11 protein-coding genes are annotated in these 15,743 nt (G+C 69.2%); 8 read left to right on the top strand and 3 right to left on the bottom strand.

Annotated elements, in window-relative coordinates; translation table 11 throughout:
• Positions 1-11: 11 nt before the first annotated feature.
• From CEG14_RS18975 to CEG14_RS18960, 4 genes are all read left to right on the top strand, one after another.
• Positions 12-1,451, top strand: coding sequence for a hypothetical protein (locus tag CEG14_RS18975; protein ID WP_094827952.1), 1,440 nt, complete (start codon positions 12-14; stop codon positions 1,449-1,451).
• Between the two features lie 164 nt (positions 1,452-1,615).
• A complete protein-coding gene (epsC, locus tag CEG14_RS18970) occupies positions 1,616-2,563 on the top strand; it encodes a serine O-acetyltransferase EpsC (protein ID WP_094827951.1) in 948 nt (315 codons plus the stop codon).
• A 134-nt stretch (positions 2,564-2,697) separates the two neighbouring features.
• Positions 2,698-3,927 (top strand): MFS transporter, encoded by a 1,230-nt coding sequence (locus CEG14_RS18965; protein WP_094827950.1) that lies wholly within the window; start codon positions 2,698-2,700, stop codon positions 3,925-3,927.
• A gap of 35 nt (positions 3,928-3,962) precedes the next feature.
• Positions 3,963-4,802 carry an NAD-dependent protein deacetylase gene (locus tag CEG14_RS18960; RefSeq protein WP_094827949.1) on the top strand — a complete coding sequence of 280 codons (840 nt, stop codon included), beginning with the start codon at positions 3,963-3,965 and terminating at the stop codon, positions 4,800-4,802.
• Between the two features lie 6 nt (positions 4,803-4,808).
• Here the strand turns inward: CEG14_RS18960 and CEG14_RS18955 are convergent, their stop codons facing one another.
• From CEG14_RS18955 to CEG14_RS18945, 3 genes are all read right to left on the bottom strand, one after another.
• Positions 4,809-5,660: an inositol monophosphatase family protein gene (locus CEG14_RS18955; RefSeq protein WP_094827948.1), complete on the bottom strand. Its 852-nt coding sequence runs from the start codon at positions 5,658-5,660 to the stop codon at positions 4,809-4,811.
• Positions 5,661-5,772: 112 nt separating this feature from the next.
• Positions 5,773-7,236 (bottom strand): NAD-dependent succinate-semialdehyde dehydrogenase, encoded by a 1,464-nt coding sequence (locus tag CEG14_RS18950; protein ID WP_094827947.1) that lies wholly within the window; start codon positions 7,234-7,236, stop codon positions 5,773-5,775.
• A 69-nt stretch (positions 7,237-7,305) separates the two neighbouring features.
• A complete protein-coding gene (locus tag CEG14_RS18945) occupies positions 7,306-8,568 on the bottom strand; it encodes a 4-aminobutyrate--2-oxoglutarate transaminase (protein WP_094827946.1) in 1,263 nt (420 codons plus the stop codon).
• 144 nt (positions 8,569-8,712) lie between these two features.
• Between CEG14_RS18945 and pdxR the strand changes: the two genes are divergently transcribed.
• From pdxR to CEG14_RS18925, 4 genes are all read left to right on the top strand, one after another.
• A complete protein-coding gene (gene pdxR, locus CEG14_RS18940; RefSeq protein ID WP_373454209.1) occupies positions 8,713-10,215 on the top strand; it encodes a MocR-like pyridoxine biosynthesis transcription factor PdxR in 1,503 nt (500 codons plus the stop codon).
• Positions 10,216-10,537: 322 nt separating this feature from the next.
• Positions 10,538-12,703, top strand: a complete 2,166-nt coding sequence (locus CEG14_RS18935) for a hydantoinase/oxoprolinase family protein (RefSeq protein ID WP_094828280.1) — start codon at positions 10,538-10,540, stop codon at positions 12,701-12,703.
• A complete protein-coding gene (locus tag CEG14_RS18930) occupies positions 12,700-15,024 on the top strand; it encodes a hydantoinase B/oxoprolinase family protein (protein WP_094827945.1) in 2,325 nt (774 codons plus the stop codon). The genes CEG14_RS18935 and CEG14_RS18930 overlap by 4 nt, the downstream gene beginning before the upstream one ends.
• Before the next feature lie 10 nt (positions 15,025-15,034).
• Entirely contained in the window at positions 15,035-15,547 is a 513-nt protein-coding gene (locus tag CEG14_RS18925; RefSeq protein WP_094827944.1) for an acetone carboxylase subunit gamma, read from the top strand.
• Positions 15,548-15,743 lie beyond the last annotated feature (196 nt).

Below are 15,743 nucleotides of genomic sequence, written 5' to 3'. Positions count from 1 at the left end.
GAGGGGACGACATGGCCCACTATGACGACAACAATCGGGTCCCGGCCTGCTGGTCGCATTTTCTGCGCGCGGCCGAGGGCGCGAGCCTGGATGCGCGCACGCTGCGGATGCTGGAGCCCGCCGGGATCGGCGTCGACCTCGCGTTGCAGCCGGGTTCGCCCGCGCTCACGATGGCGGGGCTGGGCCTGCTGGCGGCCTGCGGCATCGAACACGCCGACGCGCGCAGCCAGTGTGCCCCGGCGCTGCCGGCCAGCGTGCTCACCATGCGCCAGGACGGCGACGCGCAGCAGGGCGAGCTGCTGGCGCGCATGCGGCGCTGGGTCGAGCAGGCCGACGCCTCGGCCGACTGTCGCCACGTGGTGCTGCTGGGCGAGGGCGCGCTCGATTGCGGCCTGCGCGGCGTGCTGCATGCCCTGTCCGACCAGATGCACCGGCGCCGCCTGCATTGCGCCGGACCCTGCGGCGGCGGCTTCGGCGCGGGCGCGGAGGCGCGTCACGCCCTGATCGTGATCGGCAGCCTGAGCTTCGACGACGCCCGCACCCGGCTCGAACTGGAGCAGGCGCGAGACTGGCTGCGGCGCGCCGGCGTGGCCGACCCGGCCGGGCGCATCGTGGCCGTCACGGCCGACCCGGGGGCGGCGCGCGCCGCCGGCATCGCCAGCGCCCAGATCTTTGCCCTGCCGCAGGACCTGCCGGCGCGCCACGCCTGGTGGGCCATGGCGCCGCTGGTGCTGGGGCTGGCCGGTGGCTGGTCGTTGTGGCTGCAACTGAGCGCGGGCGCGGCCGCGCTCGACCAGCACGTGGCGCAGGCGCCGCTGCTGCGCAACGCGCCGGTGCAGATGGCGCTGGCCAGCCTGGCGCGCGCCGGCGCCCGCGGCGGTGCCACCTGGCACATCGCGGTGTGCGGCCAGGCGCTGGCGCACGTGCCGAACTACGTGCAGCAGCTGAACATGGGCGATCCCGCCGGCCCGGCCGCCGGGCCCGTGGTCTGGAGCCTGCCGCCGGCCCTGACCGCGGCCGGCTGGCTGGAACGCCACCCCGAGGGCGCGCCGGTCGACTTCGTGGCGCTGCTCGACGATCCGCGCGCGGGCGGGGCGCACGGCGCGGTGCTGGCCGAATGCCTGGCCGAGCGCCGGCTGCTGAGCCTGCGCCAGCCGGTGCGGCCGTCCACCCTCATCATGCTGCCGCGCCCGGACGCCCGCAGCATCGGCGCGCTGCTGGCGCTCTACGAGCACCATAACGCGCTGTTCGAGGCGGTCCTGGCCCGGGTGCATGGTTGCGACGGCAGCGGCCCGGTGCGGCGCCGCCTGGCCGCCGAGATCGAGCGCCAGCTGGGCGTGCCGGCCCGCGCCGGCACGGTGGACTGGCACCACGACGCCTCGACCGGCTACTGGATCGACCGCTACCGCCACGTGATGCACGCCACCGGCGCGGGCGGCCGCACGGCATAACCCCGCCGCCGTGTCGGACGCGCTGCGAGATTGCGCCCGCAACGGTTACAGTTGACCCATGTGCGCCGCCCCGGCCGGGGTGGCCAGGCCGCCCGCGGGCGGTTCCGTCATTCACGAGGTCAAATCATGTCTGTCCAGCCGAAGCCGGCGTCCTGGAGGCGCCCATGAGCGGGTCGTCGCGTTTCCCCACCGCCCACTGGAATCTCGATGGCATCGTCTCGGGCCTGCGCACCGCGCGCCACGAGTGGCGCGGCCCGCGCGGCCGCCTGCGCGAAGAGTCCGGCGGCCGCGAGTTTCCGTCGCAGGAAAGCCTGCGCGACATCATTCGCCAGCTGCGCGGCGCGCTGTTCCCGATGCGCCTGGGGCCGATCGACCTGCGCGAGGAAGTCGAAGACTTCTACGTGGGCCACACCATCGGCGCCGCGCTCGATGCGCTGCTGCACCAGGTCTGTCTGGAATTCCAGCACCTGGGCCGCGAGGAGCCGGTGCCGTTCGAGCAGACCATGCAGCGAGCCGTCGAGCTGGTGCGCCAGTTCGGCGCGGCCCTGCCGCAGGTGCGCAAGGCGCTCGACCATGACGTGACGGCGGCCTACCAGGGCGACCCGGCCGCACGCAGCGCCGACGAGGTGCTGCTGTGCTATCCCGGCGTGATGGCGATGATCCACCACCGCCTGGCCAACGTGCTGTATCGCCTGGGCGCGCCCATGCTGGCCCGCATCGTGGCCGAGATCGCCCACGCCGAGACCGGCATCGACATCCACCCGGGCGCGACCATCGGCCGCAGCTTCTTCATCGACCACGGCACCGGCGTGGTGATCGGCGAGACCGCGATCATCGGCGACCGCGTGCGGCTCTACCAGATGGTCACGCTCGGCGCCAAACGCTTCCCGCCGGGCGAGAACGGCGAGCTCAAGAAGGGCCTGCCGCGCCACCCGATCATCGAAGACGACGTGGTGATCTATGCGGGCGCAACCATCCTGGGCCGCATCACGATCGGCCAGGGCTCGACCATCGGCGGCAACGTCTGGCTCACGCGCAGCGTGGCCGCCCACAGCAACGTCACGCAGGCGAGCCTGGTCAGCGACACGCCCGACTGCGGGCTGGGCGGCTGACCCCGCCGCGGCGCGCAGCGTGCGCGCCGCGCCACGGGCGCCGGGCCGGAACCGGTCCGGCGGCCCGACACCATAACGACAATTCGATCCGCAAGAAGCCGTGCCGGCCGCCGCGCACGGGGGAGCAAGAGGAAATGGACAACGCTTCGCCGCGCGCCGCGCGCGCGTCTTCGATCTGGCCCGTGGTGCTCGCGGCCGGCATCGTGCTCGGCCTGTCGCTGGGCCAGCGCCACAGCTCGGGCCTGTACCAGCTGCCGGTCATCGACTCGTTCGGCCTGACGCGCGAGACCTTCTCGTTCGCCATCGCCGTGCAGAACATCGTGTGGGGGCTGGCGCAGCCGTTCTCCGGCTATCTGGCCGATCGCTTCGGCACGGCGCGCGTGGTGTTCGGCGGCGCGCTGCTGTATGTGGCCGGCGTGGCCCTGACCACGCTGTCCGACGGGCGCCTGTCGCTCACGCTGTCGGCCGGCCTGCTGATCGGGCTGGGCCTGGCCGGCACGGCCTGGACGGTAAACGGCGCGGTCGGACGCAAGGTGCCGGCGGCGCAGCGCTCGCGCGCGCTCGGCGCGGTCTCGGCGATGGGCGCGCTGGGCCAGTTCGTGATGCTGCCGCTCGGCATGTTCCTGATCGGCACGCTGGGCTGGCAGGGCGCGCTGCTGGCCTGCGCCGTCTTGCTCGCGACCATGGCGCCGCTGGCGTTCTTCCTGAGCGAGCCGAAGCAGGGCGGCGCGCCGGCGCCCGCCGCGGCAGCGGGCCCCGCGCCCGTGCCGATCCGCCAGGCGCTGGGCAATCGCGACCTGTGGCTGCTGTGGCTGGGCTTCATGGCCTGTGGCTTCCACCTGGCCTTCATCGCCACCCACCTGCCGGCCTATCTGTCGGACCACGGCATCGGCGGCGGCACGGCCGCGCTGGCGCTGGGCCTGGTCGGCCTGTTCAACATCGCGGGCACCTTCTTCTTCGGCCTGATGGGCGAGCGCCACACCAAGAAATACGTGCTGGCGATGCTGTACCTGCTGCGCACGGCGGTCATCACCGTCTATTTTCTCGCCCCGGTCAGCGTCGCCTCCACCCTGGTCTTCGCCTGCGCCATGGGCTTTCTGTGGCTGGGCACCGCGCCCGTCACCACCGGGCTGGTCGCGAACCTGTTCGGCCTGAAGTCGCTGTCCACGCTGTTCGGCGTGGTGTTTCTCGGGCACCAGGTGGGCAGCTTCCTGGGCGTGTGGCTGGGCGGGGTGTTGTTCGAGCTCACGGGCTCGTATGATCCGGTCTGGCTGCTGTCAATTGCCATCGGGCTGTTTTCTGCTGCCATGCACCTGCCGGTGCGCGAGCAGCGCGCGCCGGTGGCCGTGCCCGCCTCGCGCTGATCGCGCGGGGCAGGGCGCCCGCTTCCGGAGTTTCCATGGACGTCGCCGTGTCCCAGATCGAAGCCCTGCGCGCATTCGTGCAGGCGCACCCGCGCCTGTTCGTCCTGACCGGCGCGGGCTGCAGCACCCCCTCCGGCATCCCCGATTACCGCGACGACGCGGGCGCCTGGAAGCGCCGCCCGCCGATCGATTTCCAGACCTTCATGGGCAGCGACCACGCCCGCGCGCGCTACTGGGCGCGCGGCATGGTGGGCTGGCGCCGCTTCGGCCACATGAAGCCCAACCCGGCCCACTACGCGCTGGCGCGGCTCGAACGCGAAGGCCGCATCGAAGTGCTGCTGACGCAGAACGTGGACGGCCTGCACGAGGCCGCCGGCAGCCGCGAGGTGATCGACCTGCACGGCCGCATGGACGAGGTGCGCTGCATGCGCTGCGACTGGCGCGGTCCGCGCCAGGCCTGGCAGGAACAGCTCGAGGCGCGCAACCCCGCCTGGGTGCACCTGGAGGCCGACGACGCGCCGGACGGCGACGCCGACCTGGAGGGCGTGGACTTCAGCCAGTTCGACGTGCCGGCCTGTCCGCGCTGCGGCGGCATCGTCAAGCCGGACGTGGTGTTCTTCGGCGAGCTGGTGCCGCGCGAGCGCACCGAGCGGGCCTATGCGGCGCTCGGGCGCGCCGACGCGGTGCTGGTGGTGGGCTCGTCGCTGATGGTGCACTCGGGCTATCGCTACGTGCAGCATGCCGCGCACGAGGGGCTGCCGATCGTGGCGCTCAACCTGGGCCGCACGCGCGCCGACGACCTGATCGGCCTGAAGATCCAGCAGCCTTGCGACGTGGTGCTGGGCACGCTGTGGCCGGCGCAGCCGCCGGCCTGATCCCGCTCAGAAGGTGGGGATCTCGTCGCTGCCGAACAGCGCACGGCGCGCCGCGTGCCAGCTGCCCGCGTCGGGCGCGTACAGCAGGCCGCCGCTGCGGTGCGTGGGCTTGTAGGGCGAGCCGTCGAAGTGCGCGCAGTAGCCGCCCGCCTCGCGGTGCAGCAGCCAGCCGGCGGCGTGGTCCCAGGGCATCAGCTTGTTGTAGAACAGCAGGTGCGTGTGGCCCGAGGCGGCCAGGCGATATTCGTGTGCCGCGCAGCGCAGGTAGGCCGTGGCGGCCAGCTGCGCCTGGTTGGCGTTGACGGTGGCGCGCACGTCGGGCGGCAGGCTGCCCGTGGCGATGATGCCGTCCATCTCTTCCACCGGCACCGGCTCGGCCACGCGCAGCGGCTCCTGGGTGCCGTTTTCGTGTTCGAACCACGCGCCTTCGCCCCGCAGCGCCACCGCCGCGTCGCGGCCGATGGGATCGTAGATGATGCCGGCCATCACGTCGCCGCGATGGCAGATCGCCACCATCATGCCGAACAGCGGCAGGCCGGCGACGAAGTTGCGCGTGCCGTCGATCGGATCGATCAGGAACGCCAGCTCGGCATCGACCAGCATGTTGAGCAGCGCGGGATTCAGCGTGGTGGCCTCTTCGCCGATCATGACCGCGCCGGGAAACAGCTTGGACAGACGCGCGCTGATGAAGCGCTCGGCGCCCTCGTCGGCGTCGGTGACGAGATCGCGCGGCGAGGTCTTGTTGCGCACCGCCTGCTGCGGCAGGTTGCGAAAGCGCGGCAGGATTTCCGCCTGGGCGGCCTCGGCCAGGATGGCGATGATGCGGCGCAGATCGTCGCGGGTGAACGTGCGGCTCATGGTCGGATGGGTAGCTCTTGGAATGCGCAAATCTAGCATGGGCATGCCGGCGCGCAAATGAAAAACGGCCGGCAACTGTTGCCGGCCGTTACGTGCAGGACGCGGGGCGAGATCAGGCGCCCAGGTCCACGCAGAGGTACTTCAGCTCGAGGTAGTCTTCGATGCCGTACTTGGAGCCTTCGCGGCCCAAACCCGACTGTTTGACGCCGCCGAACGGACCGACCTCGTTGGAGATCAGGCCGGTGTTGATGCCGACGATGCCGTATTCGAGGGCTTCCGACACGCGCCACACGCGCGCGTAGTCGCGCGTGAAGAAGTAGGCGGCCAGGCCGAAGATGGTGTTGTTGGCCATGCCGATGACTTCTTCTTCGCTGTCGAACTTGAACAGCGGCGCGACCGGACCGAAGGTTTCTTCGACCGCGAAGCGCATCGACTGCGTCACGTCGCGCACCACGGTGGGCTCGAAGAAGTTGCCGCCCAGCTTGTGCGGCTTGCCGCCGGCGATCACCTTGGCACCCTTTTCGGTGGCGTCGGCGATGTGTTCCTTGACCTTGGCCACGGCGTTGTCGTCGATCAGCGGACCCTGGGTCACGCCCTGCTCGAAGCCGTCGCCGACCTTCATGGCGTTGACCTTCTCGACCAGGCGCTTGGCCACTTCTTCGTAGACGCCGGCCTGCACGTAGATGCGGTTGGCGCAGACGCAGGTCTGGCCGGCGTTGCGGTACTTGGAGGCCAGGATGCCGTCTACCGCGCGATCCAGGTCGGCGTCGTCGAACACGATGAAGGGCGCGTTGCCGCCGAGCTCGAGCGACAGCTTCTTGATGGTGGGGGCGCACTGTTCCATCAGCGTGCGGCCGACTTCGGTCGAGCCGGTGAAGCTCAGCTTGCGCACCACGTCGCTTTCGGTGAGGGCGCCGCCGATGTCGCGCGAGCTGCCCGTGATGACGTGGAACACGCCCGCGGGCACGCCGGCCTCTTCGGCCAGCACGGCCAGGGCCAGCGCGGTCAGCGGGGTCTGCTGGGCCGGCTTGACCACCATGGTGCAGCCGGCGGCGAGCGCCGGGCCGACCTTGCGGGTGATCATCGCGGCCGGGAAGTTCCAGGGCGTGATGGCGGCGGTGACGCCGATCGGCTGCTTCAGCACCATCAGGCGCTGGCCGCCCTTGGGGCTGGTCAGCACGTCGCCGTCGATGCGCTTGGCCTCTTCGGAAAACCATTCGAGGAACGACGCGGCATAGGCGATCTCGCCGGCGGCCTCGGGGTGGGGCTTGCCCTGTTCCGAGGTCATGATGGTGGCCAGGTCCTGCTGGTTGGCCATCATCAGGTTGGCCCACTTCAGCAGGATGGCGGCGCGTTCCTTGCCGGTCTTGGCGGACCAGGCCGGCAGCGCGCGCTCGGCGGCGGCGATGGCCTGCTCGGTTTCCTTGCGGCCCAGCTTCGGCACGGACACGATGGTCTTGCCGGTCGAGGGGTTGTCCACGGGAATGCTGGCGCCGGTCGCGGCAACCCACTTGCCGTCGATGTAGCAGGCGTCGCGCAGCAGGTCGGGGCGGGCAAGCGTCTTGGTCAAGGACATGAAAGTCTCCTTAGAAAACAAGCGCGGGGTGGGAGGGCCCACCCCGCGCTTCGTGTCAGCGATTGGCGATCAGCCGGCCAGTGCGTCGGCCAGGATGTCCAGGGCCTGATCGAACTGGGCGTCGGGGATCGTCAGCGGATACAGGAAGCGCAGCACGTTGCCGTACACACCGCAGCTTAGCAGGATGAGGCCGCGCTCGATGGCCTTCTGCTGCACGCGCTTGACGGCCTCGGCGTCGGGCTTGCCGTTGGCATCGTTGAGCTCCACCGCAACCATCGAGCCCAGGCCGCGCACGTCGGCGATGGCGGGCACCTTGGCGCGCAGGCTTTCGACCCGCGCTTTCAGACGCTGGCCCAGCACTTCGGCGCGTTCGCAGAGCTTCTCTTCTTCGATCACGTCCAGCACGGCGTGTGCCGCGGCCACGGCCAGCGGGTTGCCGGCGTAGGTGCCGCCCAGGCCGCCAGCGGCCGGGCCGTCCATCACGTCGGCGCGGCCCACCACGCCCGAGATCGGCATGCCGCCGCCCAGGCTCTTGGCCATCGTGATCAGGTCGGCCTGCACCGAGTGGTGTTGCATGGCGAACAGCTTGCCGGTGCGCGCGAAGCCGGTCTGGACTTCGTCGGCGATCAGCAGGATGCCGTGCTCGTCGCACACCTTGCGCAGCGCGGCGAACAGCTCGGGCGGCGTGACGTTGAAGCCGCCTTCACCCTGCACCGGCTCGACGATGATCGCGGCCACGCGCTTGGGATCGATGTCGACCTTGAACAGCAGGTCGAGCGCCTTGAGCGAATCGGCGACCGAGATGTCCTGGGTCTTGTTGGGGAAGGGCACGTGGAACACGTCCGCCGGCATCGGGCCGAAGGCCAGCTTGTACGGCGCGACCTTGCCGGTCAGGGCCATGCCCATCATCGTGCGGCCGTGGAACGAGCCGGAGAAGGCGATCACGCCCGAGCGGCCGGTGGCGGCGCGAGCGATCTTGACGGCGTTCTCGACGGCTTCGACGCCGGTCGTGAAGAAGGCTGTCTTCTTCAGGCCGTCGATCGGGGCGATCGCGTTGATGCGCTCGGCCAGCGAGACGTAGCCCTCGTAGGGCACGATCTGGTAGGCGGTGTGGGTGAAGTTGTCGAGCTGGGCGGCGATGGCGGCCTTCACCTTCGGGTGACGGTGGCCGGTGTTCAGCACGGCGATGCCGCCGGCGAAGTCGATGTATTCCTTGCCCTCGGCGTCCCACAGCGTGGCGTTTTCGGCGCGCACGGCATAGAAGTCACACATCACGCCCACGCCACGGGGAGTGGCGAGCGCACGGCGGGTATTCAGATCACGATTTTTCATCACAGCCTCGATGGCAGATAAGCAGGTGCCGCGCAGGCGGCAGGCATTCGGCTACGCCCATCTGCGGACGGGCGGCGTGGCGATACTTTAATGCTAAGATGGCCCCATCCGTAGGAACCACTTTTGCAAATCAGGTAGAACCAATTGAGGTCGATCGTCGGGGACATGTTGCAGCTGCGGCTCGGGGACAATGCCGACGGGCCGATGAACCAGCGCCTCTACCGCGCGCTGCGCGAAGCCATCCTCGATGGCACGCTGGCTGGCGACACGCGCCTGCCCGCCTCACGCGACCTGGCCACCGAGCTCGGCATCGCGCGCAACACCGTGGTGCACGTCTACAGCCAGCTGCAGGCCGAGGGCTACACGCGCAGCCGCCAGGGCAACGGCACCTTCGTCACCGACACGCTGCCCGACACCTATCTGTCTGCCGGTCGCAGCAAGCGACATGCCGAGGCGCCGCAGGGCAGGGCCGCCCTGTCGGAGCGCGGCGCGCGCATCGTGCACGGCGCGTCGGCCTCGCCGTTCCAGTGGGGCGCCTTCATGCCGGGCGTGCCCGACGTGACCGAATTCCCCCATCGCAAGTTCGGCCGCATCTTCAGCGCGCTGTGGCGCAAGCCCTCGCCCGACATGCTGACCTACGCCTATGGCGGCGGCCTGCCGGCGCTGCGCGAGGCGCTGGCCCAATACCTGGGCCTGACGCGCTCGGTGGATTGCGATCCCGAGCAGATCATCATCACCGAGGGCTCGCACCAGGCCATCGACCTGACCACGCGGGTGCTGGGCAACAGCGGCGACGTGGCCTGGATCGAGAACCCCGGCTACTGGGGCGCGCGCACGGTGCTCGCGGCCAACGGCATCCAGCCCGAGGGGCTGCCGGTCGACGAAGAAGGCATGCGCCTGCCGGCCGAGCCCGTGGCCGTGCCGCCGCGTTTCATCTTCGTCACGCCCTCGCATCAGTATCCGCTGGGCTCGGTGATGTCGCTGGCGCGCCGCCGGCAGCTGCTGGCGCTGGCGCGCGGCTGGAACAGCTGGATCATCGAAGACGACTATGACAGCGAGTTCCGCTTCTCGGGCCGGCCGATTTCGTCGCTGCAGGGCCTGGAGCCGGACGCGCCGGTGATCTACATGGGCACCTTCAGCAAGACGCTCTATCCGGGCCTGCGCGTGGGCTATCTGGTGCTGCCCAAGACGCTGGCCCCTGCCTTCCAGGCGGCCCACGCCGAGCTCTACCGCGAAGGCCACCTCATGACCCACGCGGCGCTCGCCACCTTCATCGCCGAGGGGCACTACGCCGCGCACATCCGCCGCATGCGCATGCTCTACGCGCGCCGCCGCGCCATCCTGGTCAACCTGATCGACCGGCGCCTGGGCGCGGGCTGGCTGCACCGCGATTCGAGCGACGCCGGCCTGCACGTGGTGCTGAACCTGCCCGCCGACATGGACGACACGGCGGTGGTCGACGTGGCGCGCCAGCGTGGCGTACTCACGCGCGCGCTGTCGCGCTACTACATGGCCGGCGAACCCGCGCGCCAGGGCTTGCTCCTGGGCTATGCCTGCGTGCCCGAGAACCAGATCGCCCGCAAATTCGAGGTGATTTTGGAAAGCCTGGCCGACGTCGCGCGCCGCAAGCCGCAACGCGCCGCCTGAGCGGCAGGGGCTCGGTGAGCGGGCGGCTGTTCGCCCGCCGGAACCCACCCCGGCGCCTCGTTCCTCCCGGCATGTCCCGCATGCCGACCCCGCCGTACGAAATCCGGACGCCGTACGAATTTCGTACGTCCGGCCCGCCGTCATGAACCCGTGATCGCGGCGGCGCCGAGGCGTCGGTCCCGCCCGAAATCGCCCGCAGCCGCCCGCCATGCTGCGCGATACGGCCCGGCCGTGGCATCGCGCGAAACCTGGCATCGATATTGCGTTCCTCGTGAACGTGCGCCTCGCCCTGGCCGAGGCGCGCGATCACGAGGAGACACTCATGCAGATGCAATCCCCCGCACAAGTGATGGGCATCGATGCCGGCGGCACGATGACCGACACTTTCTTCGTCCGACAGGACGGCCGCTTCGTGGTTGGCAAGGCACAAAGCAATCCGGCCGATGAATCCCTTGCCATCCTGGCGTCGTCGCGCGATGCGCTGGCGCACTGGCAGCGCGATGTCGACGACGTCTTTCCCGAACTCGTCACGTGCGTGTATTCCGGCACCGCGATGCTCAATCGGGTGGTGCAGCGCAAGGGCCTGGACGTGGGCCTGATCGTCAACAAAGGCTTCGAACACGTGCATTCGATGGGCCGGGCGATCCAGAGCTATCTGGGCTACGCCCTCGAGGAAAGGCTGCACCTGAATGCCCATCGCTACGACGAGCCGCTCGTGCCGCTGGCGCGCACGCGCGGCGTGACCGAGCGCACCGACGTGCAGGGCGAGATCGTGATTCCGCTGCGCGAAGAGGAAGTGCGGCAGCGCGTGCGCGAGCTGGTGGAGGCGGGCAGCAAGGCGCTGGTCATCGTGCTGCTGCAGTCGCACAAGAACGGCACGAGCGAACGGCTGGCGCGGGACCTCGCGGTCGACGAGCTCGCCAGGCTGGGGCAGGACATCCCCGTGTTTGCGTCGGTCGACTATTACCCGCAGCGCAAGGAAAGCCACCGCATGAACACCACGATCCTGGAGGCCTACGCCGCCGAGCCGTCGCGCCAGACCCTGCTCAAGGTCAGCGACCGCTTCAAGCAGCATGGCGCGAAGTTCGACCTGCGGGTCATGGCCACGCATGGCGGCACCATCAGCTGGAAGGCCAAGGAGCTGGCCCGCACCATCGTGTCCGGTCCGATCGGCGGCGTGATCGGCTCGAGGCTGCTGGGCCAGGTGCTCGGCCATGACAACGTCGCATGCTCGGATATCGGCGGCACCTCGTTCGACATGGCCTTGATCACCAAAGGCAACTTCACGATCGCGGCCGATCCCGACATGGCCCGGCTGGTGCTTTCGCTGCCGCTGGTCGCCATGGACTCGGTCGGCGCCGGCGCCGGCAGCTTCGTCCGGCTCGATCCCTACAGCGATGCCATCAAGCTGGGGCCCGACAGCGCGGGCTATCGCGTCGGCACGTGCTGGCCCGAGAGCGGGCTGGACACGGTGTCCGTGTCGGATTGCCATGTGGTGCTGGGCTACATCAATCCCGACAACTTCCTGGGTGGCGCCATCAAGCTCGACGTGGCGCGGGCGCGCGACAGCATCCAGCGCCAACTGGCCACGCCGCTCGGCCTGTCGGTCGAAGACGCCGCGGCCGGCGTGATCGAACTGCTGGACCTGCATCTGCGCGAGTACCTGCGCGCCAACGTCAGCGCCAAGGGCTACAACCCGACCGACTTCGTGTGCTTCAGCTACGGCGGCGCCGGCCCGGTGCATGCCTACGGCTATACCGAGGGGCTGGGCTTCAAGGACGTCATCGTGCCGGCCTGGGCGGCCGGCTTTTCCGCCTTTGGCTGTGCCTGCGCCGACTTCGAGTATCGCTACGACAAGAGCGTCGACCTGGCGCTGCCGCAGGTTGCGGCCGAGGCCGACAAGCTGGCCGCCGTCGCGACCCTGCAGAGGGCCTGGAACGAGCTCACGGAAAAGGTGATCGACGAATTCCGCATCAACGGCTTTCCGCCCGAAGACGTCATCCTGCGGCCGGGCTACCGCATGCAGTACATGGGGCAGCTCAACGACCTGGAGATCGACTCGCCGCTGGCCCGCGCGGAGGGAGCGGCGGATTGGGACCGCATCGTCGGCGCGTTCGAGGAAACCTATGGGCGGGTGTACGCCAGCTCGGCGCGTTCGCCCGAACTGGGCTTCTCGGTGACGGGCGCGATCATGCGCGGCATGGTGCTCACGCAGAAGCCGGTGCTGCCCGAAGATCCCGAAGACGGGCCGGTGCCGCCCGAGTCGGCGCGGCTGGGTTCGCGCAGACTCTACCGCCGCGGCCAGTGGCACGCCGCCACGACCTGGAAGATGGAGTCGCTCAGGCCGGGCAACCGGATCACGGGGCCTGCGGTGATCGAATCCGACGCCACCACGTTCGTGGTGCCGCAGGGGTTCGGCGCGTGGCTCGACAAACACCGCCTGTTTCATCTCCATGAAATCGACCCGGCGGGCAAGGAGGCATCATGAACGACCATACGAACCCGGCCGCCTGCGCTGCCGACCTGCTGGGCACCGGCGAATCGTTGAAGCAGTTCCGCGACGCCCTGCTGGCACGCACCGAGGCCACCGGCCACTACAACGGGCTCTCCACCCTGGCGCTGCGCGAGAGCGAGCCCATCCGCTACGAGAAGATGTTTTCGAAGCTGCGCGGCGGGCTGGTGCACGCGCGCGAAACCGCCAAGCGCATCGCGGCCAGTCCCATCGTGGAGCAGGAAGGGGAGCTCTGCTTCACGCTCTACAACGCCGCGGGCGACTGCGTGCTGACCTCGACCGGCATCATCATCCACGTGGGCACCATGGGCGCCGCGATCAAGTACATGATCGAGAATGACTGGGAGAGCAATCCCGGCATCCATCCGGGCGACATGTTCACCAACAACGATTGCGCGATCGGCAACGTGCATCCCTGCGACATCGCCACCATCGTTCCCATCTTCGCTCACGGCAAGCTGGTGGGCTGGGTGGGCGGCGTGACGCACGTGATCGACACCGGCGCGGTGACGCCCGGGTCGATGTCCACCGGTCAGACCCAGCGCTTCGGCGACGGCTACATGATCACCTGCCGCAAGACGGGCGTGCGCGACGTGCCGTTGCGCGACTGGCTGCACGAGAGCCAGCGCTCCGTGCGCACGCCAAAGTACTGGATCCTCGACGAGAAGACCCGCATCGCCGGCTGCCACATGGTGCGCGCGCTGGTGGAGGAGGTGATCGCCGAAGAGGGCATGGACGCCTACGAACGCTTCTCCTATGAGGTGATCGAGGAGGGCCGGCGCGGGCTGCAGATGCGCCTGAAAGCCCTCACCATGCCCGGCATCTATCGCAAGGTCGCGTTCGTGGACGTGCCGTACAAGCATCCCGATGTGCAGACCTCGAATGCCTTTGCCAAGCTCGACACCATCATGCATTCGCCGGTGGAGATCCGGATCCGGGGCGACGGCTCGTGGCGGCTCGATTTCGAGGGCGCCAGCCGCTGGGGCTGGCACAGCTACAACGCCAACCAGGTGGCGTTCACGAGCGGCATCTGGGTGATGCTGACGCAGACGCTGGTGACCACCCAGCGCATCAATGACGGTGCGTACTACGGCACCGAGTTCCGCCTGCCCAAGGGCACCTGGATGAACCCCGACGACCGCCGCACCGGCCACGCGTATGCCTGGCATTTTCTCGTGTCCGGCTGGAGCGCGCTGTGGCGCGGCCTGAGCCAGGCCTATTTCAGCCGGGGCTATCTCGAGGAGGTCAACGCCGGCAACGCCAACACCTCCAACTGGCTGCAGGGCGGCGGCATCAACCAGGACGGCGACATCCACGCGGTCAACAGCTTCGAGGCCAGCTCCTGCGGCACCGGCGCCGGCGCGATCAAGGACGGGCTGAATCATGCGGCCGCCATCTGGAACCCCGAAGGCGACATGGGCGACATCGAGATCTGGGAGATGGCCGAGCCGCTGCTCTATCTGGGGCGCAACGCCAAGGCCAACTCGGGCGGCTATGGCAAGTACCGCGGCGGCTGCGGCTTCGAAACGCTGCGCATGGTCTGGAAGGCCCAGGACTGGACCATGTTCTTCATGGGCAACGGCTACATGAACAGCGATTGGGGAATGATGGGCGGCTATCCCTCTGCCTGCGGCTATCGCTTCGAGGCCCATCGCACAGGCCTGAAAGACCGGATCGCGCGCGGCGCCTCCCTGCCGCTCGGCGCAGACGCCGACCCCGAGGCGCCGGAGTACGAGCGTCACCTCGATCCGGGCGCCCGCGTCAAGCGCGACCAGCAGTGCATGACGACCGAAGACTGCTTCGAGAACTACGACCTCTATCTGAACTATCTGCGAGGCGGGCCGGGCTTCGGCGATCCGCTCGATCGCGATCTCGACGCCATCGTGGCCGACCTCGACCGCGAGCTGCTGTTGCCGCGCTATGCCCTCGCGGTCCATGGCGCTGTGGTGAGCCAGGACGGCGAGGGCCGCTGGCGCGCCGACGCGCGCGCCAGCGCCGCCCAGCGCAAGGCGATCCGCAAGCAACGGCTGCAGCGCGCGGTGCCGGTGAGCGAGTGGCTCGAGGCCGAGCGCCAGCGCGTCCTGGCCAAGGAGGCGTCGGTGCAGGTGCGGCACATGTACGCCACGAGTTTCGGTCTGTCTGCGAAGTTCGAGCGGCAGTTCCGCGACTTCTGGCGCCTGCCCGATGACTGGGTGCTGACCGAGGACGAGCTCGACGTGCCGACCTACGGCTCGCGCTTCCGCATGGACCTGTCGCGCCTGCCCGACGTCAGGACGGTGGTCCTGGTCGACGAATGAGGAGAACGCCATGGCAAGCTATACCCAGGAACAGATCGATCATCTGGTCGATGGCCGTCTCGATTGGGACACGACCCTGCGCATGCTGTCGATGCCCAAGGACGGCGCCCGCTTCGAGATGTACCTGAACACGCTGCAACGCAAGCTCAGATGGAGCGAGCGGATCGTGCTGCCGCTCGGCCCGCATCTCTACATCGTGCAGCGCGCCAGCGACAAGGCGTGGGTCACCCGCTGCGACTGCGGCCACGAGCTTTGCGACTATCGCAAAAACTGGAAGCTTCACGCCCACATCTTCGTGCGCGACAGCGCCCAGGCGATGGAAGAGGTGTATCCGCGCCTGATGGCGCCCGATACGCAGTGGCAGGTGTACCGCGAATACTACTGCCCGCAATGCGCGGCCCTGCTCGATGTGGAGGCGCCGACGCCGTGGTATCCGGTGCTGCACGATTTCGAGCCCGACATCGACACCTTCTATCGCGAGTGGGTCAAGCTTCCCCTGCCCGAACGTGCCGAGCCAAGTTGAGAACCCGTTCGCCGTCTATGGGATGGGTCGGATAGTCCCGAGCCGATGGCGGCATCTGCCGCCGGATCGGGTCGATCCGTATGGTGGCCCGGCGCGTCGAGGCGTATCTGTCGAGGGGGACCCGGACGGCGGCAGGCTCGCGTTCGCCTCGGCGGCGCGGCCTGCCTGCGCCCCTGACGGGCCGTGCAACACGACA

Origin of the sequence: Bordetella genomosp. 1 (assembly GCF_002261335.1) — a bacterium.
GTDB lineage: Bacteria > Pseudomonadota > Gammaproteobacteria > Burkholderiales > Burkholderiaceae_B > Bordetella.
Note: the sequence above shows the minus strand (reverse complement) of the source record. Positions and strands in the feature narration are given on the sequence as shown.